Annotated in this window: 16 protein-coding genes and 4 pseudogenes; 8 read left to right on the forward strand and 12 right to left on the reverse strand. The window is 62.2% G+C overall.

Annotation, left to right across the window (positions count from 1 at the left end; translation table 11 throughout):
• Positions 1-23: 23 nt before the first annotated feature.
• Both ACQ4LH_RS18405 and edd read right to left on the reverse strand, forming a co-directional pair.
• Positions 24-980: a glucokinase gene (locus tag ACQ4LH_RS18405; RefSeq protein ID WP_430698533.1), complete on the reverse strand. Its 957-nt coding sequence runs from the start codon at positions 978-980 to the stop codon at positions 24-26.
• A complete protein-coding gene (gene edd, locus ACQ4LH_RS18410) occupies positions 977-2,803 on the reverse strand; it encodes a phosphogluconate dehydratase (protein ID WP_430698534.1) in 1,827 nt (608 codons plus the stop codon). Before edd ends, ACQ4LH_RS18405 begins: the two co-directional genes overlap by 4 nt.
• Positions 2,804-2,938: 135 nt before the next feature.
• Here edd and gap point away from each other — a divergent pair, with 135 nt between their 5' ends.
• Complete coding sequence (gap, locus tag ACQ4LH_RS18415; RefSeq protein WP_430698535.1) at positions 2,939-3,940, forward strand: type I glyceraldehyde-3-phosphate dehydrogenase; 1,002 nt, start codon at positions 2,939-2,941, stop codon at positions 3,938-3,940.
• A gap of 173 nt (positions 3,941-4,113) precedes the next feature.
• Complete coding sequence (locus tag ACQ4LH_RS18420; protein WP_430698536.1) at positions 4,114-4,578, forward strand: methylglyoxal synthase; 465 nt, start codon at positions 4,114-4,116, stop codon at positions 4,576-4,578.
• A gap of 210 nt (positions 4,579-4,788) precedes the next feature.
• On the opposite strand, the gene ACQ4LH_RS18425 is transcribed toward ACQ4LH_RS18420, so the two are convergent.
• From ACQ4LH_RS18425 to ACQ4LH_RS18440, 4 genes and pseudogenes are all read right to left on the reverse strand, one after another.
• Positions 4,789-5,673: a LysR substrate-binding domain-containing protein gene (locus ACQ4LH_RS18425; protein ID WP_430698537.1), complete on the reverse strand. Its 885-nt coding sequence runs from the start codon at positions 5,671-5,673 to the stop codon at positions 4,789-4,791.
• 104 nt (positions 5,674-5,777) lie between these two features.
• Positions 5,778-6,191: an alternative ribosome rescue aminoacyl-tRNA hydrolase ArfB gene (gene arfB, locus ACQ4LH_RS18430; protein ID WP_430698538.1), complete on the reverse strand. Its 414-nt coding sequence runs from the start codon at positions 6,189-6,191 to the stop codon at positions 5,778-5,780.
• Between the two features lie 115 nt (positions 6,192-6,306).
• Positions 6,307-7,200, reverse strand: coding sequence for a methyl-accepting chemotaxis protein (locus tag ACQ4LH_RS18435; protein WP_430698549.1), 894 nt, complete (start codon positions 7,198-7,200; stop codon positions 6,307-6,309).
• Between the two features lie 9 nt (positions 7,201-7,209).
• A pseudogene (locus ACQ4LH_RS18440) lies at positions 7,210-8,229 on the reverse strand (methyl-accepting chemotaxis protein); the annotation flags it as partial.
• Between the two features lie 293 nt (positions 8,230-8,522).
• Between ACQ4LH_RS18440 and ccoG the strand changes: the two are divergent.
• From ccoG to ACQ4LH_RS18470, 6 genes and pseudogenes are all read left to right on the forward strand, one after another.
• Positions 8,523-9,938 carry a cytochrome c oxidase accessory protein CcoG gene (ccoG, locus tag ACQ4LH_RS18445; RefSeq protein ID WP_430698539.1) on the forward strand — a complete coding sequence of 472 codons (1,416 nt, stop codon included), beginning with the start codon at positions 8,523-8,525 and terminating at the stop codon, positions 9,936-9,938.
• Positions 9,939-10,002: 64 nt separating this feature from the next.
• Positions 10,003-11,412, forward strand: a complete 1,410-nt coding sequence (mapR, locus tag ACQ4LH_RS18450) for a GntR family transcriptional regulator MpaR (protein ID WP_430698550.1) — start codon at positions 10,003-10,005, stop codon at positions 11,410-11,412.
• A 370-nt stretch (positions 11,413-11,782) separates the two neighbouring features.
• Positions 11,783-12,298, forward strand: a pseudogene (locus ACQ4LH_RS18455) (MCP four helix bundle domain-containing protein); the annotation flags it as partial.
• Positions 12,299-12,715: 417 nt separating this feature from the next.
• A complete protein-coding gene (locus ACQ4LH_RS18460) occupies positions 12,716-13,420 on the forward strand; it encodes a methyl-accepting chemotaxis protein (RefSeq protein ID WP_430698551.1) in 705 nt (234 codons plus the stop codon).
• Positions 13,421-13,527: 107 nt separating this feature from the next.
• Positions 13,528-14,607, forward strand: coding sequence for a metal-dependent hydrolase (locus tag ACQ4LH_RS18465; protein ID WP_430698540.1), 1,080 nt, complete (start codon positions 13,528-13,530; stop codon positions 14,605-14,607).
• Positions 14,608-14,700: 93 nt separating this feature from the next.
• Entirely contained in the window at positions 14,701-16,308 is a 1,608-nt protein-coding gene (locus ACQ4LH_RS18470; protein ID WP_430698541.1) for a methyl-accepting chemotaxis protein, read from the forward strand.
• A gap of 13 nt (positions 16,309-16,321) precedes the next feature.
• Here ACQ4LH_RS18470 and ACQ4LH_RS18475 read toward each other — a convergent pair whose 3' ends face one another.
• The 6 genes and pseudogenes from ACQ4LH_RS18475 to ACQ4LH_RS18500 form a co-directional block, all read right to left on the reverse strand.
• Positions 16,322-17,203, reverse strand: coding sequence for a methyl-accepting chemotaxis protein (locus ACQ4LH_RS18475; protein WP_430698552.1), 882 nt, complete (start codon positions 17,201-17,203; stop codon positions 16,322-16,324).
• Positions 17,180-18,343: pseudogene (locus ACQ4LH_RS18480) on the reverse strand (methyl-accepting chemotaxis protein); the annotation flags it as partial. The pseudogene ACQ4LH_RS18480 and the gene ACQ4LH_RS18475, both read right to left, overlap by 24 nt.
• Positions 18,344-18,638: 295 nt before the next feature.
• On the reverse strand, positions 18,639-20,099 hold the full coding sequence (locus ACQ4LH_RS18485) for a sodium-dependent transporter (protein ID WP_430698542.1): 1,461 nt from the start codon (positions 20,097-20,099) through the stop codon (positions 18,639-18,641).
• Positions 20,100-20,222: 123 nt separating this feature from the next.
• Positions 20,223-20,882 (reverse strand): maleylacetoacetate isomerase, encoded by a 660-nt coding sequence (gene maiA / locus ACQ4LH_RS18490; protein WP_430698543.1) that lies wholly within the window; start codon positions 20,880-20,882, stop codon positions 20,223-20,225.
• Entirely contained in the window at positions 20,872-21,855 is a 984-nt protein-coding gene (locus ACQ4LH_RS18495) for a fumarylacetoacetate hydrolase family protein (protein ID WP_430698544.1), read from the reverse strand. The genes maiA and ACQ4LH_RS18495 overlap by 11 nt, the downstream gene beginning before the upstream one ends.
• Positions 21,855-22,062, reverse strand: a pseudogene (locus tag ACQ4LH_RS18500) (homogentisate 1,2-dioxygenase); the annotation flags it as partial. The pseudogene ACQ4LH_RS18500 and the gene ACQ4LH_RS18495, both read right to left, overlap by 1 nt.

Raw genomic sequence — 22,062 nt, forward strand, 5'->3', positions numbered from 1 at the left:
CTCCGGCAGGGACGGCCAGCCCGTCATCCCACCGCCTGCTGCAAAGCCACACCCGCGCCCATCAGCCCTGGGTATTCGGCGGTTACCAGCCATACCGGGATGCCGGCAAAGTACGCACTCATGCAGCCTTTGTCACTGAAGCTTTTGGCAAAACCGCTGGCCAGAAAGAGTTCGGCAAAGCGCGGCACCACACCGCCGACTATATACACCCCGCCGCGCGCGCCCAGGCTCAGCACATTGTTGCCGGCGGCGCGGCCGAGCCAGACGCAGAACTGCTCCAACACCGCCATCGCCAGCGTGTCGCCGGCCAGCGCTGCCACCGTGACCTCGGCCGGCGAATGCAGGCGCGGCTCATGCCCATCCAGGGCGCAGACCGCCTGATAGAGATGCAGCAGACCTCTGCCACTCAACACATCTTCGGCGCGCACATGGCCGAGCTGGCGATACAGCTGCTGCCAGAGCTCGGCCTCGCGCGGGCTGCCGATCGGCAGATCGACATGACCGCCCTCACCCGGCAAGGCCAGCCAGCTGCCATCAGCCAGGGCCAACAGGGTGCCTACACCAAGGCCGGTGCCAGGGCCAATCACCACACAGGGGCGCTCATGCTCGGGCGTGCCAGGGCAGACCTGCACCCGCTCGTCATCACGCAGCCGAGTCATGCCCAGGGCCATGGCGGAAAAATCGTTGACCAGCAGCAACTCGCGTACCTCCAGCTCACGGCAGAAAGCCGCGCGACTGATACGCCAGTGGTTGTTGGTAAAGCGAAACAGGTCGCCGCTGACCGGTCCGGCGCAGGCCAGACAGACCGAATCCACCGAGCCGAGAGGCAGGCCCAGCTCGCTCAGGTAGGCGCAAATTGCCGCTTCCGGCCCCGGAAAATCGGCGGCAGCCAACACCCGAACCGACTCCAGCTGCTCATCGCGCCACAGGGCAAAGCGCGCGTTGGTACCACCGATATCACCGACCAGGGCCAACTTCACTGCAGCGATTCCAGGCTGGTGGTGAAGGCACTAGCACCCTGCTCCGCCGAGCTAAAGGACTGGCGCATAAAGGCGAACAGCTCGCGGCCGCAGCCCACGGCATTGTCCAGGGTGCCACGCGCCGGTTCGCGCGCCGCCAGCTCCTCGGCGCCCACCAGCAGCTGCAATTCGCCGGTATGGCCGTCGAGGCGAATCAGGTCGCCGTCACGCACCAGCGCCAGCGGCCCGCCGCCGTATGCCTCAGGGCAGACATGGATGGCCGCAGGGATCTTGCCCGAGGCCCCGGACATGCGCCCGTCGGTGACCAACGCGACCTTGAAGCCGCGATCCTGCAGCACACCGAGGAAGGGGGTCATCTTGTGCAGCTCGGGCATGCCGTTACTCTGCGGCCCCTGAAAGCGCATCACCGCGACGAAGTCGCGCTCCAGCTTGCCGGCCTTGAAGGCATCGGCCAGCTGCTGTTGATCCTCGAACACCAACGCCGGGGCCTCAACCAGCTGGTGCTCCAGGGCCACGGCGGAAACCTTCATCACCCCGCGACCGAGATTGCCCTGCATCAGACGCAGGCCACCCTCGGCGGAGAAGGGATTGGCCACCGGGCGCAGCACGCTTTCATCGTGGCTCTTGCCCGGGCCATCGCGCCAGACCAATTTGCCCTCCTCAAGGAAGGGCTCGCGGGTGTAGCGGGAAAGCCCATGGCCAGCCACCGTATTGACGTTCTCGTGCAGCAGCCCGGCATCGAGCAGCTCGCGAATCAAGAAGGCCATACCGCCAGCCGCCTGGAAATGGTTGATATCGGCCTTGCCGTTGGGATAGACGTGGGCCAGGGTCGGGGTAACTGCGGACAGGTCGGCCATGTCCTGCCAGGTCAGCTGGATACCGGCGGCGCGGGCAATGGCCGGCATATGCAGGGTGTGATTGGTGGAGCCGCCGGTGGCGCTCAGGGCGATGATGGAGTTGACCAGGCAGCGCTCGTCGACGATCTCGCCGAGAGGCATAAATTGCCCGCTCTGCTTGGTCAAACGAGTGACCTGCTGCGCCGCCTCGTGGGTCAGGGCATCGCGCAATGGGGTGCCCGGGTTGATAAAGGAAGCGCCCGGCAGATGCAGGCCCATCACCTCCATCAACAGCTGGTTGGTGTTGGCGGTGCCGTAGAAGGTGCAGGTGCCGGGGCTGTGGTAGGCGGCCATCTCGGCAGCGAGCAGCTCATCACGGGTGGCCTTGCCCTCGGCATAGCGCTGGCGCACATCGGCCTTTTCCTTGTTCGATAGGCCGGACGGCATGGGTCCGGCCGGCACGAACAGACTCGGCAGATGGCCGAAGCGCAGCGCGCCCATCAGCAGGCCGGGGACAATCTTGTCGCAAATCCCCAGGTACAGCGCGGCATCGAACATGTTGTGCGACAGCGCCACCGCGGTGGCCATGGCGATCACTTCGCGGCTGGCGATGCCCAGCTCCATACCCGGCTCGCCCTGGGTCACGCCATCGCACATGGCCGGCACGCCGCCGGCGAACTGACCCACCGAGCCGATTTCGCGCAAGGCCTGTTTGAGCTGCTCCGGGTAATCCTGATAGGGCTGGTGAGCCGAGAGCATGTCGTTATAAGCAGAAACAATCGCCACGTTGGCTGCATTCATCAAACGTAGGGCCTGCTTGTCCTCGCTGCCGCACCCGGCTACACCATGGGCGAAATTGGCACATTGCAGCTTGCCACGCTGCGGACCTTCGCTGGCCGCCGCGCGAATCATCGCTAGATAAGGCTCGCGCGTGGCGCGGCTGCGGGCGATCAGACGGTCGGTTACCTCAAGTACGCGGGGATGCATGTAATTGACTCCAGGCTGATGAACGGCAATACCTTGTACTTAATACAAAAATACCGCCACTTAAAACACTTGATTTCTATTGATACGGGAATAATCTTGTAATTCCAACAACAAAATAAAGAATGGATCTCAGCCATGACTATTCGCATCGCCATCAACGGCTTCGGCCGCATCGGCCGCAATGTGCTCCGCGCCCTCTACTGCCAAGACTACCGCCAACAGCTGCAGGTGGTCGCCATCAATGACTTGGGCGATAGCGCGATGAATGCCCATCTACTCAAGTACGACAGTGTTCACGGGATTTTCGCCGGCAGCGTCGACAGCGACGGCGAAAGCCTCACGGTCAACGGCGACCGCATCGCCGTCAGCGCCATTCGCAACCCCGTGGACCTACCCTGGCAGGCACTCGGGGTCGATGTAGTCTTCGAGTGCACCGGGCTGTTTACCGAGCGCAGCAAGGCCGCCGCCCACCTCAGCGCCGGCGCACGCAAGGTGATCATCTCGGCACCGGCCAAGGGGGCCGACGCCACCATCGTCTATGGCGTCAATCACGACATTCTGCGCTCATCCATGCAGATCATCTCCAATGCCTCCTGCACCACCAACTGCCTGGCCCCGGTGGTCCAGGTGCTGCAGCGCGAGCTGGGCATCGAGCACGGTCTGATGACCACCATCCACGCCTACACCAACGACCAGAACCTCTCCGACGTCTACCACAGCGACCCCTATCGGGCGCGCTCGGCCACCCAGTCGATGATCCCGACCCAGACCGGTGCCGCTGAAGCGGTCGGCCTGGTGCTGCCGGAACTGGCCGGCAAACTGACCGGCATGGCCGTGCGCGTGCCAGTCATCAATGTCTCGCTGGTGGACCTGACCCTGCAGGTCAAGCGCGACACCAGCCGCGATGAAATCAACGCCCTGCTCCTGGCCGCCAGCCAGAAGTCGCCAGTGCTTGGCTATAACAACCTGCCGCTGGTGTCCTGCGACTTCAACCACAACCCGCTGTCGTCGATCTTCGACGCCAACCACACCAAGGTCAGCGGCCGGCTGGTGAAAGTCATGGCCTGGTACGACAACGAATGGGGCTTTTCCAACCGCATGCTCGATACCTGCCTGGCGCTATGCAAAGCGGCGTGAGGGCGTTCGTAATCCGCGGCATCGGTGCGAGCCACAAGCCCCCCCGGATTGCATCCGGGCTACGCCCCCTTGATGCCAAAAGGTGCCGCATCCGTAGGTTGGCGCTGAGACCGCGAAGCCCACCGCAAGGCAGGCACCCTTTAACCCTTCGCTGAGCAAACTAGGAAACCGCCATGCCGCGTATCAGCTTTACCACCGCCACCCTACCCGAGCGCAAGCGCATCGCCCTGGTGGCTCACGACCACTGCAAGGAGTTCCTGCTTGAGTGGAGCAAGCGTCAGCGCGACAAGCTCGCGCGTCATCATCTGCTGGCCACCGGCACCACCGGCCTGCTGTTGGGCCGTCGCCTTGGCTTGCCGATCGAATGCATGATCAGCGGCCCACTCGGCGGCGACCAACAGCTGGGCGCACGCATCGCCGAACAGCGGGTGGATATGCTGGTGTTCTTCTGGGACCCCTTCGAGCAGCAGCCCCATGACCCAGATATCAAGGCCCTGCTGCGCGTGGCAGCGGTGTGGAATATCCCCGTCGCCTGCAACGAAAGCAGCGCCGACTATATGCTCGGCAGCGCCCTGCTGGACCAGGCGCACGCTTACCGAGTGCCGGACTACCAGACCTACCTGGATAACCGTCAATAACAAACTGCTAGCCGCCCTTTCGAGCCTCACGGTCGAGACAACAGGCGCGGCTGTCCAGCACTCGAGAAACCGCAGTGTTCTGCCTCGGTGCTGGTGCAGCCAGCGAGCTTGCTCAGCTCGATTTTCATTCTCTGTAGATTGCGAATCCGCGCATAGGGTGATGCACCATGCGCGTCAGGCACTGACCGAAGAGGCTGCGGCTAGCACGGCCTAGGTCAGTTGGCCGGCGAGATAATCGAGAAAACAGGTGATGCGCGACGCCAGTGCGGTGTTGCGGTAGTACACCGCATGAATCGGCTGGCACACCTCGACGGTATCGCGCAGCAGCAGTTGCACCAGCGCGCCGCTGGCGCGGTCGGCAGCAGTCATAAAGTCCGCCAGGCAGACAATCCCCGCACCGGCCAACGCCAGTTGACGCAGGGTCTCGCCACTGGAGGCGCTCAAGCTGGGGTTGATGCTCAGCGAGTCACCCAATGGATGACGCAGCGGCCACTGATTAAGGCTTTCCGGCTGGGTAAAACCCAGCAGGCTGTGCTGGTCCAAATCGGCGACAGTTTTCGGTGTGCCATGGGCCTTGAGGTACGCCGGGCTGGCGAGAATGCGCAGGCGATTGCTGCCCAGCGGCCGCGCATGCAGGGTGGAATCGCGTAGCGGGCCGATGCGGATAGCGATATCGGTGCGCTGCTCCAGCAGGTCGATAATCTGGTCGCTGCTATGCAGCTCCAGCTGAATCCCCGGGTACTGCGCTCGAAAGCCCGCCACCAGCGGCACCACCGCATGCAGCATAAAGGGCGCAGCGGCATTCACCCGCAAACGCCCGGCGGGCTTCTGTCGGCGCACCTTCATCTGCTCTTCGGCGCTTTCCACCGCATCGAGAATCTTACGCGCCTGGGCCAGAAAGGCCTGGCCCTCCTCGGTCAGCTCCAAACGCCGCGTGGTGCGGCGCAACAGGGTGACATCGAGCTTTTCTTCCAGCCGGCTAAGTGCCCGGCTGACACCGGAAGCGGTCTGCGTCAGTTGTTCGGCGGCGGCGCTGATCGAGCCGCTGTCCACCACGCTGACAAAGGCCAGCAATTCATCGAGGGTCGTCTTCATTCGTGCATCTTAGTCAAATATGCACGAATGAAAACCCCACTTCCCCTCACGAAAAATCAGCTGATAAAACCCGCTTTAAACACGCAGCAAACCGTAAACAGACTTTAGAAATCGACCTTGCCGCGCCCGGCTTTAATCGTACCGCGGATGTTCTTGCCTTCCAGACGGCGCTTTTTCGAGCCCAGGGTCGGCTTGGTCGGGCGGCGGGCTTTTTCAGTTTTAGCGGCGCTGCGAATCAGCTCGGCCAGACGCTCCAGCGCGTCGGCACGATTCTGCTCCTGGGTGCGGTACTGCTGGGCTTTGAGAACCACCACGCCTTCGGCGGTGATGCGGCTATCGCGCAACGCCAGCAGCCGCTCCTTGTAGAACGGCGGCAAGCTGGAAGCCTGGATGTCGAAGCGCAGGTGTATCGCACTGGACACCTTGTTGACGTTCTGCCCGCCCGCGCCCTGGGCGCGGATGGCGGTCAGCTCAATGTCAGCGTCCGGTAGATGAACGCTGTTGGAAATCACCAGCATGGATGGGCTTCACCACAGAAAAGGACGCTCAGGATAACGCGAACGCTGCACAGCTGCTGAATTGGCATATATGCCGCAGGCCGTGGCGGGCTGCCAAGGCCAGCGGGCTTGCTCGTTAAACGCGGAAGCGACTGACCAGCGTTTGCAGTTGATTGCCGAGGCGCGCCAACTCGGCGCTGGAGGCGGCGGTTTCGTCGCTGGCGGTGGCGGTCTGCTCAGAGACGTCACGCACGCTGAGGATGCTGCGGCTGATTTCCTCGGCCACCGCACTCTGCTCCTCGGCGGCTGCGGCGATCTGCTGGTTCATCGACTGGATGTTGGACACCGCATGGGTGATGTTACCCAGCGAGTCGCCGGCCTTGCGCGTCAGTTCGACGCTGCTATCGGTAAGGCTGCAGCTGTTGCGCATCGCCGCTGCCACCTGTTTGGTGCCGTTCTGCAGACCAGCGATCAGCGCTTCGATTTCCTCGGTGGATTTCTGCGTGCGCTGGGCCAGGCCGCGCACTTCATCAGCGACCACGGCAAAACCGCGCCCTGCTTCGCCTGCGCGTGCTGCCTCAATGGCGGCATTCAGCGCCAGCAGATTGGTTTGCTCGGCCACCGCTTTGATCACGTCCATCACGCTACCGATCTTGTTGCTCTCCTGCTGCAAGCCGTTCATGGCCTCGCTGGAGCGACTGACCTCAGCGGCCAGGCGTTCGATCTGGGCAATGACTTCGCCCACCACCTGATCACCCAAACGCGCCTGACCGTCCGCCTCGTTGGCAGCCTGCGAAGCCTGTTCGGCGTTGCGCGCCACTTCTTGCACGGTGGCAGACATCTCATGCATGGCAGTGGCCACCTGATCGGTCTCGCTTTTCTGGCTGTTGGCACCGGCACTGGTCTGCTCAGTCACCGCAGACAGCTCCTCGGCAGCGCTGGCGATCTGCGCTACGCCATCGCGGATACCGCCGATCAGCTCACGCAGGGTCGCGGCCATATGCTGAATACCTTGCTGCAGCTGGCCCATCTCATCGCGACGGTCGACCTGCACGCTGGCGGTCAGATCACCTTCGGCAATGCGCTGCACCGCGCTCAGGGTGTCCTGCAGCGGCCGAGTGATCTGCCGGGTGATAACCCAGGCGGCCAGCACGCCGAAGAGCATCGCCAGCAGCGTGGCGCCGATCTGCAGGCTACGCGCCTGGGCGCTCTCGATGGCCAGGCGGTCCATCTGGAACTGGTACAGGGTTTCGCTGATACGCACGATTTCGCCCTGCTGCTCGGTCATTTCCTGGCGAGTGCGAGCAATATCGCCAGTGGCCAGCTTGAACGCCTGCAGCGCCTCCTGGTACTGGCCCAAGGCCGTCGCGATGCGGCGTACTGCATCCTGCTGGGCGGCGCCGAAGGCTTGCTCCAACGGCCCAAGGCTGGTGCGGGCGGCCGTGATGCGCTCGACCAGCGCCTGCTCGGTTTGCGTATCAGGGGCGCTGTCGTAACGCTCCAGCAGGTAACGCAGGCGCAGCAACTCGCCTTGGGTGCGGGTCAGCGCCTGCAACTGGGCAAAACGGCCGCCGTCGTATTCCGGCAGCGACTGCACGCTGCGCTCCATGGCGTTCAACAGCTCGCCGAGCTGCTGCGTCTCGCTCGCCACTTTGCGCCGCGCGGCATCGGCGGCCGTGTAGGCGGCGCGCATACCACCTAACGATCGCTGGTAATCCTGGTTATAGCGATCCTGCTCCTGCAGCAGCTTGACGTTGACCGGGTTGGTGAAGCTGCCGAGTAGCTTCTTCTGCTGCTGCAAATAGATATCCAGGTTGCTCAGCACGCGATCACTGCTCGCTGCATCGCCCTTGGCCAGCATGAACTGCAGGCGGGCAATGCGTAGATTGGTCAGTGTGGTGTTGAGCTGGGTGATATCGCTCATCCAGGTGCTGCGCTGGATAACGCTGCCAAGGCCGGTCCAGGCGACCCAGGCCAGGGCAAGAGTCAGGGCCAGCACCAGGCCGAAGCCGAGAGCCAGCTTGCGGGTGACGCTAAGGTTGGCAAACCAGGTGTTCATAAGAATTCTCCAACTGTCGTTAAGACAGGCAGTTCAGGTTTCGCTGGAGAATTGTTTTTGTTGAAGCCAGCACAAGGCCTGTGCTGACGCTCTAACGCGGGCTTTCGGCACAGGCTTCTGGCACTTTCTGCGAAAGCGACCTGTAGCAACCGGTCGTGGCGAGGGCTAGGCAGTAACAGGCACCTTGCCGCTCAAGCATCTGATCCGCTTTTTATTTGAAAACCTGAGTCTGTTATCCAAACAGCAGCGCTCACATCATTCGCCTCGCCTGATTAAGCCCAGCGAGGCCCGTAATGAGCGAACGTATTCCCGCGCAGATCATCCAGACCATCGACCCGCGCCAGCCCATCCGCCTGACGCCGTCCCAGGCCGGCGGGCCGATTCATACCCGCAGTTTTAGCGGGCGCTTTCGCAATCTGCGCCTGTACGGCGCTGGCTTGCTGTTTCTGATCTTCTTCGGCACCGCCTGGCTAGACTGGGACGGCCGTCAGGCGGTGTTGTGGAACCTCGCCGAGCACCGCTATTACATCTTCGGCGCGACCTTCTGGCCGCAGGATTTCACCCTGCTCTCGGCGCTGTTGATTATTGCCGCCTTTGGCCTGTTCACCATCACCGTGGTGGCCGGGCGGGTGTGGTGTGGCTACACCTGCCCGCAGAGTGTGTGGACCTGGGTCTTCATGTGGGCCGAGAAAGTCACCGAAGGCGAGCGCAATCAGCGGGTCAAGCTGGATGCCGCACCTTGGTCACTGAACAAGCTGGCGCGGCGCGGCGCCAAGCACGCAATCTGGCTGGGCGTCAGCCTGCTCACGGCGCTGACCTTTATCGGTTATTTCACGCCGATCCGCGAACTTTCCAGCGACCTGCTGCGCCTGCAACTGGACGGCGGTACGCTGGTGTGGGTGTTGTTCTTTATGGCCGCCACCTACCTCAACGCCGGCTGGTTGCGCGAGAAAGTCTGCGTGCACATGTGCCCCTACTCGCGCTTCCAGAGTGCGATGTTCGACGATGACACCCTGCTGGTGGCCTACGACGCCAAGCGCGGCGAAGGCCGTGGCCCGCGCAGGAAGGACAGCGAGCACAAAGCCGAGGGCCTGGGCGATTGCATCGACTGCTATATGTGCGTGCAGGTATGCCCGACCGGTATCGATATCCGCGATGGCCTGCAGATCGACTGCATCAGTTGCGGCGCCTGTATCGATGCCTGCGACTCGGTTATGGACAAGATGGGCTATGCCCGCGGCCTGGTCGGCTATCACTCCGAACGTGAACTGCAAGGCGGCAAGACCCACTGGCTGCGACCACGGCTGATCGGCTATGGGATTGCCCTAGTGTTGATGCTCGCTGCCTTTGTCTGGGCCTTGAGCGCGCGCTCGATGCTGTCCATCGACTCGGCCAAGGACCGCAGCATGTTCCGCGAGAACCAGTTGGGGCAGATCGAGAACACCTACCTGCTCAAGGTGATCAACAAGACCCAGCAGCCACAACGCTATGGCCTGACGCTGGTCGACAGCCCCAGCCTGCGTCTGGATGCACCTGCACAGCTGCTGCTGAACCCAGGGGAAATCCTTGATGTACCAGTGACCGTGGTGCTGGAGAGCGAACAGGCCGAGTCCAGCACCCTGCCCGTGCGCTTTGTGATCCACAACCTGGCCGATGCCAGCGAACAGGCGCAGACGCAAAGCACTTTTCTCTCGCCGCGCGGGCGCTGACAGTCGCATGGCAAAGCAACTCCCCGTAGAGTGCGGTCATCTACTGGCCGCCCCTACGGACACGATGAAACGCTACGAGAAATTCGCCGACCAGATTGCCGAACTGATCCGCAGCGGCATGCTCGCCCCTGGCGAAAAGGTGCCCTCGGTGCGCCACGCCAGCCGTACCTATGGGGTCAGCCCGTCCACAGTGTTCCAGGCCTATTACCTGCTGGAAGACCGTGGCCTGATCCAGGCCCGCGCCCGCTCCGGCTATTTCGTGCGCGAGCTGGCGCGGCATTCCCTGGCCGAGCCGGAAACCAGCCAGCAGCCGACGCAAACCACCGAAGTGGATGTCAGCGAACTGGTGTTCTCGGTGCTCGCCTCACTGAAAGATCCAGGCACCGTGCCGTTTGGCTCGGCCTTCCCCAGCCCACAATTGTTTCCCCTGCCGCGCCTGGCCCGCTCCATGGCGCACAGCCTGCGTGATATGCAACCGCAGGCGGTGATTGCCGACATGACCGAGGGCAACCCCAATCTGCGCCGGCAGATTGCCCTGCGCTATATGGTCAGCGGCGTGATGCTGCCGCTGGAGGAGCTGGTGATCACCAGTGGCGCCATGGAGGCGCTCAATCTGTGCCTGCAATGCGTGACTCAACCGGGCGATCTGGTGGCTATTGAGGCCCCGGCCTTCTACGCCACGCTACAGGTGCTGGAACGCCTCAAGCTCAAGGCGGTAGAAATCCCGGTCAACCCGCGTGAAGGTATCGACCTGGATGTACTGGCCGAGCGCCTGAATGACCTGCCGATCAAGGCCTGCTGGTTTATGAGCAGCCTGCAGAACCCACTCGGCGCGAGCATGAGTGATGACAAGAAGCGCGCGCTATATGAACTGCTGCAGCGCCATCAGGTGCCGCTGATCGAGGATGACGTGTACGCCGAGCTGTACTTCGGCACGCAGCCACCCAAGCCGGTAAAGAGCTTCGATCGCGACGGCCTGGTGATGCACTGCGGCTCGTTTTCCAAATGCCTGGCGCCGGGTTATCGAGTCGGCTGGGTGGCGGGCGGGCGCTATGCCGAGCAGATCAGCCGGCTCAAGCTGATGACTACCATCTCGCCTTCCGTACCGGCCCAGGCCGCCCTTGCCGATTATCTGCAACACGGCGGTTATGACCGCCATCTGCGCAAACTGCGCCACGCCCTGGAGGCGCAACAGGCGTCGATGCTCGCCTCGGCGGCGCGACACTTCCCGGCCAGTACCAAGGTCACTAGACCCAGCGGCGGCTACTTTCTTTGGTTCGAGTTTCCCGAACAGGTCGATGCGCTGCGCCTGTTCCAACTGGCCCTGGCCCAGGGCATCAGCCTGGCACCAGGGCCGATATTCTCGGCCACCCGCCGCTTCGGCAACTGCGCCCGCCTGAATTACGGCCACCCCTGGGATGCACAGAGCGAGCAGGCGATGGCCGTGCTGGGGCGCATCCTCGCCTCGTTCTGAGCCTTACACACAGGCCGCTTACAGCGGCCTGCTGACTTATGGCTCGGCATAAGGTCTCTTCCAGTCCCTCTCGCCCAAGCTGTACAACTTTCGTATAAGCCTGACGATCATCTTCCGCTCAGTTGAACAGGCCGGCCTCACCGTTTCTATACAGTAATCAACCGCCTATTTACGGGCATTCCAGCCATTTTATGGACTCCTGGGCCGCGCCGATACCGGCCATCAGCCACTATGGCTAAAACCTAAAACAAAATTGTACAAACTGAATATTTTGTATAAGGTTTGCACAAGAGAGTACTCACCACCTGCTGAGCCTCCCCTTCAACGCAGTAAGCAGTCGCCGCCCTAAGGGGCAAGAGGAGTCGATTTCATGCAATCACAATTGAGTATTGCGCAACGCCTGAGCCTTGGATTTGGCTTGATTCTGTCGCTGATGATCCTGATTACCCTTATCGGTGTAATGCGCGTTGGCTTTATCGACGAGACCCTGACCGCAGTCAGTGAAGGGGCTTCGCTCAAGCAGCGTTATGCCATCAACTTCCGTGGCAGCGTGCATGACCGCGCCATCGCCATACGCGATGCGGTGTTGGTGGATAACGATGTGGCGCTGAACCGTCAACTGAGCGAAATTCAACGCCTTAAAGACTTCTATCAAGAGTCGGCACGGTCCATGGACAGTTTGCTGCGCGAACAAGCGCCAACAGCTGCCGAACAGCGCCTATTAAGCGATATTCAGGCTATTGAGCGCAGCACCCTGAGCTTGACCGAGCAACTGATCAGCCTGCGCAGTCAAGGCGATACGGACGCAGCTAAAAGCCTGCTGATGGAGCAAGCCTCGCCGGCTTATGGGGAATGGCTTAAAAGCATCAACGCCTATATCGACCATCAGGAACAAGTAATCGGCAATGATATTGGCGCGGTACGTGAGACCGCTGGAGGCTTTCAAATGTTGATTCTGCTGATCACTGCCGCCGCCGTGCTGCTGAGCATTGGCGTGTCACTGATCATCATCAACAAGCTGAAATCCACACTGGGCGCCGAGCCTTACAAAGTCGCCGAGGTTATCCAGCGCCTGGCCAATGGCGAACTTAATCAACGCATCCAGACCCGTTACCCGGACAGCGTTATGGGCGCCCTGCAGGACATGGTCAAGCACCTGGCCGAGACCATCACCCAGGTGCGCAGCGCCGCCGGTGAACTGACCCTGGCCTCAGACCAGTTGCTGACCACATCCGACAGCAACAACCAGCAGATCCGCCTGCAATCCAGCGAGGCCGAGCAGATGGCTACCGCCATCAACCAGATGGCAGCCACCGTCAATGAAGTGGCCAACTATGCCGCCAGTGCAGCTTCCGCCACCCGTAATGCCGATAACGAAGTGGCTACCGGCAATCAGGTGGTCAGCGCCACCGCCAGCGCCATCCAGAACCTGGCGCGCACCCTGGAAAGCGCCGCCGAAAGCGTGCAGCAGGTGTCCACCGACAGCGAGAGCATTGAGAAAATCATCGAGGTGATTACCTCGATTGCCGAGCAAACCAACCTGCTCGCCCTTAACGCCGCCATTGAGGCCGCACGAGCCGGCGAGCACGGTCGTGGCTTTGCCGTGGTGGCCGACGAAGTACGTTCGCTGGCAACCCGTACCCAGGACTCCACTCGGGAAATTCGCGGCATGATCGGCAAGCTGCAGGAAGGTGCTGGCAAAGCCGCCGAGGTGATGCGCAACAGCCGTCAACTGGCCCAGCAGACAGTCGAGCAAACCGGCCAGGCCGAAACTGCGCTGAACAAGATCCGCAGAGAAGTCACCGCCATCAACGAAATGAACGCGCAGATCGCCAGTGCCTCGGAAGAACAGAGTGCGGTGGCCGAAGAGGTGAACCAGAATATCAACCGCATCCACAGCGCCACCCTGGAAACCTCCTCCGGCTCCGAACAGGTGGCTGCCTCCAGCCGCGAACTGGCCACCCTGGCCAATCGTCTGACTGACAAGGTCAGCTTCTTCAAGCTCTAGCAGGCTGTTGCCAGGCATGCCCATTGAAACCTTTGCTTGAAAATTAGCCGCTGCCAAAACGTGGGCGTTCGGCTAATTTAGCCGCCTGTTTAATTCAGAGATCAGTCATGGACTCGATAACCCAGGCAGTACTTGGCGCCACTATTCAGGGCGCACTGCTCGGCCGCTGGCAGGGGCGTAAGGCGCTGCTGTACGGAGCCATGCTCGGCACGTTGCCGGATCTGGATGTGATCATCGATTACGGCGACGCCGTGGCCGATATGACCTATCACCGCGGCTTCAGCCATTCGTTGTTTGTCCTTACCGGGCTGGCGCTAGTACTGGCCTGGCTGACCCGACGATTCAGGCACAACCCCGGTTATTCATCGCAGCGGCTATTTATCACCCTGTGGCTGGTGCTGATTACCCATCCGCTGCTCGACAGTTTTACCAGCTACGGCACCCAGCTGCTCTGGCCGTTGACGCCGATCCCCACCGCCTGGTCGAGCATCTTTATCATCGATCCGTTCTACACCGTGCCACTGTGTATCGCGGTGGCGCTGGGGCTGCTTTATGGCCTGCGCGACCCTGGCCCGCAGAACAAGGTGGCCAAGGCGCCGGCCCAGGCACTGCTGGTTTCATCGCTGTACCTGGGCTTTACCCTGGGCGGCAAATACATGGCCGAGCAGCGCGTGGAGGCCGAACTAGCGCGTCAGGGCATCGAGGCGCAGCAAATCTTCAGCACCACCACGCCGTTCAACAGCCTGCTGTGGCGGGTGATCGTGCTGGATGGTGAGGATTACCACGAGGCGCTGGTCAGCTGGTTTGACGATACGCCACCGACGCTCGAGCGCATCCCCCGTGGTACGCACCTGGCGGCGGCGCTGGCCGAATCGCCGGCACATGCGCGGCTGGCCTGGTTTACCAATGGTGTGCTGCGCTATGACCAGCTGGGCGAGCAGTTGGTGGTCACCGATATTCGCCTGGGCATGACCGGTTTCCACCCTTTCCGCTTCGACTTCGCCACCCTGGAAAACGGCCAATGGCGCGTGCATAACAACATCCAGCGTCTGCCGATGAACCGCGGCGACTTCTCACGTCTACAGCTGTTGTGGGCGCGCATCTGGCAACCCGAGGTGCAAGTACCGTTACTGGCCTGGGCCGATGAACTGCGCAAAGCGCCGCTGGCCAGTAGCGGCGTGCAATAACCGCAGCGCTTGCCGGCCGGCCTGGGCCGTCCCTACAGAGGCGCGGTGCATGGTCTAGGCTGAATTCCAACCTTTACCCGTTGGAGTCTGGCCATGAACATTCGGCAGAAAATGATCGCCTGCGGTGCGATCAGCGTACTGGCAGCCACCCTGCTGGGTAGCATCGGTTTCTGGGGGCAAACCCGCCTGGCCAGCGCCCTTAACGAAAATCAGCTGAGCGTCAGCGCCCTGCGCAACCACCTGGAAGGCGACATGATGCACGACGCCCTGCGCGCCGATGTACTCGCCGCCTTCTATATCGACCCCGCCGACAGCGCGGCGGTAACCCAGGTACGCGATGACCTGCGCGAGCACAGCGAATGGTTTACCCGCACCCTCAATGACAACGCCAAACTGCCGCTCAGCGCAGATATTCGCCAGGCAATCAGCCAATCGCAGCCAGCCCTGGCCAGCTACATTCAGCAGGCCGAGGGGATCGTCAATCTGGCCCTGACTGACCCGCAGGCCGCGCGCCAACAGATGGCCGCCTTCGATGCCAGCTTCGGCGACCTGGAAGAAAAGAACGAAGCCCTCAGCGGCCTGATCGAAGCGCACTCGGCGCAAACCCGCAGCGAAGGCGAAGCCGCCGTGCAACAAGCCGCCTGGTTGCTGATCGGCGGCATTCTGGTGGTTTGCTGTCTGCTCTGCCTGCTCACCACCCAGTTGATGAAAGCCGTATTACGCCCGTTGGAGAAGATCATCGGGGTGGCGCGCAACATTGCCCAGGGCAACCTGCGCAGCACCATCAGCGTCGACAGCAACGATGAAGCCGGGCAACTGCAGCAGGCGCTGGCGGATATGCAGGGCAATCTGCGGCAGATGATCGACGGCATCCGCCAGGAAGGGGAACAGTTGCAGCAAACCGCGCGCAGCCTTAACGGTGCCTCGCAGAGCATCGTGCGCAGCACCACGGAAGAATCGCAGAGCGCCAGCAGCATGGCCGGGGCCATGGAACAAATGATGCAGAACATCGAACAGATCGCCGGCCACGCGCGCAATGCCCAGGAAATTTCCTCGCATTCCGAGCACCTGGCCAGCAACGGCGGTCAGGTGATCATGGGCGTGGTCGATGGCATGAGCCGGATTGCCGAAGCGGTCAACGAATCCAGCGCCACAATCACCGCGCTGGGCGAATCATCCGAAGAAATTCACTCGATCATTCAGGTGATCAAGAGCATCGCCGAGCAGACCAACCTGCTCGCGCTAAACGCCGCCATCGAGGCCGCGCGCGCGGGTGAAGCTGGCCGTGGCTTTGCCGTGGTCGCCGATGAAGTACGCAACCTGGCCGCGCGCACCGCGCAATCGACCCAGGAAATCACCGGGATGATCGAACGCATCCGCACCAGCACCGAACAGGCGGTCAACAGCATGCAGACTGGTGTGACCCGGGTGAACGATGGCGTGACCTTGGCGCGTCAGGCCGGTGAGTCGATCAGTGAAATCCGCGGCGGCGCGCAACGCGCAGCCGAGGTGGTGGAAGAGATATCGCAGACCATAGACGAACAGAGCCGCGCCAGTAGCGAAGTGGCGCAGCAAGTCGAACATATCGCGCAGATGTCGCAGCAAAACAGCCGCACCGTGCATGAACTGGCCGACGCCGCGCAAAGCCTCGACCGCGTGGCGCGCAGCATGCAGAGCGCGGTGATGCAGTTTCAGACTTGAGTAGAACGCCTGATCAGCTGCGGAACTGCGCCACCAGCCCCTGCAGCTCAACCCCAAGGCGCGCCAGCTCAGCGCTGGATGCTGCGGTCTGCTGACTGGCGCTGGCGCTTTGCTCGCCAATATCACGCACCCGCGTCACGCTTTCACTGATGGTTTCCGCCACCGCACTCTGCTCTTCGGCGGCGGCGGCGATCTGCTGGTTCATCTGCTCGATGGTGCTTACCGCCTGGGTGATACGGCCCAGGGCAGCGCCGGCTTCACCCGCCAAAGTGACGGTGCGCTGGGTCAGATTGCGACTGCTGTCCATCTTCTCCACTGCGCCCTTGGCCAGGCGCTGCAGGCTGGCGATCAGCCCTTCGATTTCTTCGGTGGAATCCTGCGCGCGCTTGGCTAGAGCGCGTACCTCATCGGCTACCACGGCAAAGCCGCGCCCCTGCTCACCAGCCCGCGCGGCTTCGATGGCGGCGTTCAGCGCGAGCAGATTGGTCTGTTCGGCGACATTGCGAATCACCTCAAGCACGCCGCCAATACGCGCGCTTTCTTGATTCAGCGCGGCGATGGCTTCGGCGGATTCCTCCACCTCGGTGGCCAGATGGCCGATCTGGCTTACCGCCTGCTGCACCACCAGATTGCCCTGCTGCGCCTCCTGGTCCGCAGCACGCGCGGCCAGGGAAGCCTGCTCGGCGTTCTGCGCCACTTCCTGCACGGTTGCGGCCATTTCATGCATGGCGGTGGCGGTTTGTTCGGTTTCCATCTTCTGGTTTTGCACGCCTGCACTGGTTTGCGCGGTAATCGCTGACAGCTGCTCGGCGGCGGCGGCAATCTGGCTGACGCCACCGCCAATGCGCCCAACCAGGGTGCGCAGACTCACGCTCATCACCTGCATGGCGGCCATCAGTTGGCCCGGCTCGTCACGGCGATCCTGCGGCAGGTCGTGAGTCAGGTCGCCAGCGGCAATGCGCTGAGCAAACACCACGGTCTGCTGCAAGGGCGCAACAATCAGGCGGGAGATAATCAGCGCCGCCAGCATGCCGATAATCACCGCAGCAATGCCCATGGCGCCGAGCAACAGCATGGCCTGGCGGCTATCAGCGGCCATGGCCTGTTCCTGCTGGACCTTGGCTTCATCCACCAGGGCCAACACCGCCTGGGCACGCTCGACCATCGCCACTTCGCTCTGTTGGCTCTGCCCACGTACCTGCTGGTAATTGGTAAAAGCCTGCTGATACAGGGTCAGCGCCTTTAGGGCGGTTTCGATGGCACCTTTCTGGTCGTCGTCCAGCCAAACCATCAGGCTGCGCGCGACGGTTTGCAGGTCGTCGTTGATATAGGTCCACTCTTCCAGGGCCTCGGCCGAGCCATCGATGATGTACTGGCTTTCATGGCCGCGCAGGTCGAGCATGCGTTTGCTCAGGCCCGAGGCTGTTTCCGCCAGGGTCAGCGGGTCGCTGCCGCGCAACTTGTCCCCTTCCAGACGCAGCTCACGCACCGCGTCGTACATATCCAGCTCGATCACATCAAACTGGTCACGTGCCTCACCAGCCGCCTCACGCATCTGCGTGCGCGCCGCGCGGGCATTGTTCTGCTGCTCGACAAAGCTGTCGAACTGCCGGCGATAGTCATCGATGGCCTGCTGCATGCTTTGCAGACGCGCCTGATCGGCATTGGATGCGGCGGCCAACTGCTGGGCGACTGCGGAACTGACCCGATCCAGCTGTTCATGCACCTGCGCGGCGGCCTCGCTGTTTTGCCGCAGAGCAAAATCACGCTCGGCGCGGCGCGCCTGCAACACCTGGGCGTCGATTGCCGACAGGCCACTGGTGCTGGCATGCCCGTCCAACACGGCTTGCACTGCCAGAAAGCCACTGCCGGTAACGGCAACCGTGAGCAACAGCACCAGGCCGAAGCCACACATAAGCTTTTTACCGACAGACAGATCGGCGAACAGGCGAGCGGCAGAAGAGGACATAACAACGACTCCGTTTTTATTATCGTGCGCTGCGAGGCGGCGTGATGGCGGCCCAGGCAAGCACATGAACTACTGATGGCAGTTTAGCTCCGCTTTATTGCAACCCTTGCGCCAGAGGCCTGATCGGGGCCTAGGTAACCGCGACAAGGCCCGAACCAGAGCTGTTGGCGGTTGCTCAGCGAAATAAAGCCAAAGGTCGAGTGCTGCGAATATCCCGGATTATCGGCAGGTTTCCGCTGATGCTTTATCGAGAGTGGCGAGTTATCGCCAGAAAGCCCGCGCCAAGGATATGACGACCATAAAAAAGGGCGCACGGCTTTTGCCTGTGCGCCCTTCTCTACTGCGGCTTGGCTTGGCGTGATTAACGCCCGGCGAGCGCCGGTACGACCCGTGGTCGCAGCACTTCACCGAGCACCGCGAGCAGGCCAATGGCGCCGGCAATCCAGTACCACTGAGCAATAGGGTCAAACATCAACCAGCCCAGGGCATGCAGGAACACCACCATGATCAGCACCGGGCTGACGTAGCGCACCATAAACAGCCAGAGGGCATAGCCCAGCGGCGGCAGGTTCAGCTCATCACGCATGATTTCATCGCGCAGTGCGTAACCGGCCAGCAGCACCATGAAGATCCCGCCGAGCGGCATCATCCAGCGCGAAGTCAGGTAATCCAGCCAGTCGAAGAAGTTCTTGCCCAGCGGCGTCCAACCGGCCAGCAGGTTGAACGAGAGCATCGCCAGCAGGCTGATCACCAGCAGCACCGCACCAGACGCGGCAGCGGCCTTGAAGCGGCTGATGGCGTACTTCTCGTTAAGGTAGGCCACCGTGGCTTCGATCATGGAAATCGCCGAAGTCAGCGCGGCAATCGATACCATGGCAAAGAACAGCACGCCAAAGGCGGTGCCGAACGGCATCTGCTGGAAGGCCAGCGGCAGGCTCATAAAGATCAACCCGGGCCCGGCGCTCGGGCTCATGCCGTTGGCGAAGATGATAGGGAAGATCGCCAGCCCCGCCAGCAGCGCCACGCAGGTGTCGCAGATGGCCACGACAAAGGTGGTGCGCGCCACCGACTGACCGTCCGGTAGGTAGGAGCCGTAGGTGAGAATCGCCCCGGAGGCCAGACTGAGGGTAAAGAACGCATGGCCCAGTGCGGCCAGCAAGGCTTCACCGGTGATTTTCGAGGCATCGAAGGTAAACAGGAAATCGAAGCCAGCGCTAAAACCGCCACTGGTAAAGGCATAGCCCACCAGAATCAGCAGCATCACGGCCAGGCCCGGCATCATCCAACGCACGGCATTCTCGATGCCCTTCTGCACGCCCTTGGCGACGATCCACAGGGTCAGCAGCGCCACCAGCACGCTCCAACCGCCGAGTTGCCAGGGGTTGGCGTTATGCGCCTCGAATACCCCGCCGAGGGCTTCCACACTGGTGGCAGCCAGGGAGCCGTCGAGCATTTTCACCGTGTAGGCAAAAGCCCAACCGGCCACTACCACGTAGAAACACAGGATCATAAAACCGGCCAGCATGGCCATGCCGCCGACTGCCTTCCACAGCGGGTTGCCGCTGTTTTCCTTGACCACTCGACCAATCGCATCGATGGGGCTGCCACGGCCGCGTCGGCCAATGGCGATCTCGGTCATCATCACCGGAATGCCGATGGCCAGGATGCAGGCCAGGTACATCAGTACAAACGCACCACCGCCGTATTCGCCGGTGATGTAGGGGAATTTCCAGATATTGCCCAGGCCCACAGCGGAGCCGGTTGCAGCAAGAATAAAGCCCCAGCGCGAGAGCCAGAGGTTCTTCGGTTTTTCACGGGTCATGCGTCACCTGTTTGTTTTTATCTGTGACGAAATAGAACCCGCAGCGCTTGTGGCGCGGCGGAGTGGCAAGGCTTTTATGGAGCCGGATTCGCCTGACCCTAGCGGCGGCGAAGCCGGCTGGGATCACTGAGCGTCGGGTTGCACCTCCGGCGCCGCCTGTTTAAAGGCATCCAGAGACTCACAACGCGCCGCCATGGCGAGGATGCGCGGGTACGCATCAAGGTCACAGTTAAAACGGCGCGCATTATACAGCTGTGGAACCAGACAGGCTTCCAGATATCCGGGCCGTTCGCCGAGCGACAGGCGATCATTGAATACCGCCAGCCCAGCCTCGACCGCAGCAAGGCCCTTGTGCAGCCAGTGTTGATACCAGGCGTCCTTGGCCGTCTCGCCCACCCCAAGCTCGCCGCTCAGGTACTGCAGCACCCGCAGGTTGTTCAGCGGATGCAGGTCGCAGGCGATATGCAGGGCCAGGGCGCGCACCTGAGCGCGCTGCACCGGATCGCTGGGCAGCAATGCCGGCGTCGGAAACACCTCATCGAGGTATTCAAGAATCGCCAGCGACTGGGCGATGCGCACCCCGCCGTTGCCTTTATCCACCAGCAAGGGCAGCAGCTCCTGCGGATTCAGCGCCTGATACTCGGCCGAGTGTTGCTGGCCGCCGTCCTTGACCAGGTGCACCGGCACTTGCTGGTAGGCCAGGCCCTTGAGGTTTAGCGCAATACGCACCCGGTAGGCCGCGCTGGATCGCCAGTAGCCATAGAGCGTCAACTCAGTGTTCATAGCGCTCCACCGCCTGGTCGATAGCGCCGAACAGGCTATGGCCGGCGGCGTCGAACATCTCGATGCGCACCCGGTCACCGAACTTGAGGAACGGGGTTTTCGCCTCGCCGCTCTCGATGATTTCCAGCATGCGCTTCTCTGCCAGGCAGGAAGAACCCGCACTGCGGTCGTAGTTCGACACGGTGCCGGAACCGATGATGGTGCCGCAGCACAACGGCCGGGTCTTGGCAGCATGGGCGACCAGGGTCGGGAAGTTGAAGGTCATGTCCACGCCGGCATCCGGCTGGCCGAACAGCGCGCCGTTGATATGCGACACCAGCGGCCGGTGCACCTTGCCATCGCGCCAGGTATCACCCAGCTCATCCGGGGTAATCGCCACGGGTGAGAAACTCGACGACGGCTTGCTCTGGTAGAAGCCGAAGCCCTTGGCCAACTCACCGGGAATCAGGTTACGCAACGACACATCGTTGACCAGCATCAGCAGCTGGATATGTCCGGCCGCCTCGGCAGCGGTCGCGCCCATCGGCACGTCATCGGTGATCACCGCAATCTCGGCTTCCAGGTCGATGCCCCAGGTCTCGTCGGCCATCTGAATCGGGCTGTGCGGCGGGATAAAGCAGTCGGCGCCGCCCTGGTACATCAGCGGGTCGTGCCAGAAGCTTTCCGGAATTTCGGCGCCACGGGCCTTGCGTACCAGCTCCACATGATTGACGTAAGCGCTGCCGTCGGCCCAGTGATAGGCGCGCGGCAACGGGCTGTGGCAGGCCGCCTGATCGAAGGCAAACGCGCCCTCTTCCAGGCCATCGTTCAAGCGTTGATACACCGCCTCCAGCTTGGGCTTGGCCGCTGCCCAGTTATCCAGCGCGGCCTGCAGGGTGGCGGCAATCGATGGGACTTCGGTGGCGCGGCTTAGGTCGCGCGATACCACGACGAGCACGCCGTCGCGGCCTTGCTGCAGTGATGCGAGTTTCATCAGGATTCCTTGCCCGGCGCACGCCAGGAATTCACATATTCGGGAACATCCACCCCGGCGGCGGCTTCGCCAACTTCCAGGGCGCGGCGGGTATCGATCATCACCSCCMCTTCATCGATAAAAGGCGCCGGRTCGGGCTGCGCCTTTTTTAATGCCTTAGGGTGCGGGCCATGGGGGAAGCCGCACGGGTGCAGGGKGACCAAAGGG

Source organism: Pseudomonas peli (assembly GCF_050563605.1).
In the GTDB taxonomy this organism is placed as follows: Bacteria; Pseudomonadota; Gammaproteobacteria; order Pseudomonadales; family Pseudomonadaceae; genus Aquipseudomonas; species Aquipseudomonas peli_A.

Coding starts and splice junctions, on each gene's coding strand:
- edd (WP_430698534.1), bottom strand. CDS start 2,803: ATGCATCCCCGCGTACTTGAGGTAACCGACCGTCTGATCGCCCGCAGC.
- gap (WP_430698535.1), top strand. CDS start 2,939: ATGACTATTCGCATCGCCATCAACGGCTTCGGCCGCATCGGCCGCAAT.
- ACQ4LH_RS18420 (WP_430698536.1), top strand. CDS start 4,114: ATGCCGCGTATCAGCTTTACCACCGCCACCCTACCCGAGCGCAAGCGC.
- ACQ4LH_RS18425 (WP_430698537.1), bottom strand. CDS start 5,673: ATGAAGACGACCCTCGATGAATTGCTGGCCTTTGTCAGCGTGGTGGAC.
- arfB (WP_430698538.1), bottom strand. CDS start 6,191: ATGCTGGTGATTTCCAACAGCGTTCATCTACCGGACGCTGACATTGAG.
- ACQ4LH_RS18435 (WP_430698549.1), bottom strand. CDS start 7,200: ATGGGCCAGCTGCAGCAAGGTATTCAGCATATGGCCGCGACCCTGCGT.
- ccoG (WP_430698539.1), top strand. CDS start 8,523: ATGAGCGAACGTATTCCCGCGCAGATCATCCAGACCATCGACCCGCGC.
- mapR (WP_430698550.1), top strand. CDS start 10,003: ATGAAACGCTACGAGAAATTCGCCGACCAGATTGCCGAACTGATCCGC.
- ACQ4LH_RS18460 (WP_430698551.1), top strand. CDS start 12,716: ATGGCAGCCACCGTCAATGAAGTGGCCAACTATGCCGCCAGTGCAGCT.
- ACQ4LH_RS18465 (WP_430698540.1), top strand. CDS start 13,528: ATGGACTCGATAACCCAGGCAGTACTTGGCGCCACTATTCAGGGCGCA.
- ACQ4LH_RS18470 (WP_430698541.1), top strand. CDS start 14,701: ATGAACATTCGGCAGAAAATGATCGCCTGCGGTGCGATCAGCGTACTG.
- ACQ4LH_RS18475 (WP_430698552.1), bottom strand. CDS start 17,203: ATGGCCGCCATGCAGGTGATGAGCGTGAGTCTGCGCACCCTGGTTGGG.
- ACQ4LH_RS18485 (WP_430698542.1), bottom strand. CDS start 20,099: ATGACCCGTGAAAAACCGAAGAACCTCTGGCTCTCGCGCTGGGGCTTT.
- maiA (WP_430698543.1), bottom strand. CDS start 20,882: ATGAACACTGAGTTGACGCTCTATGGCTACTGGCGATCCAGCGCGGCC.
- ACQ4LH_RS18495 (WP_430698544.1), bottom strand. CDS start 21,855: ATGAAACTCGCATCACTGCAGCAAGGCCGCGACGGCGTGCTCGTCGTG.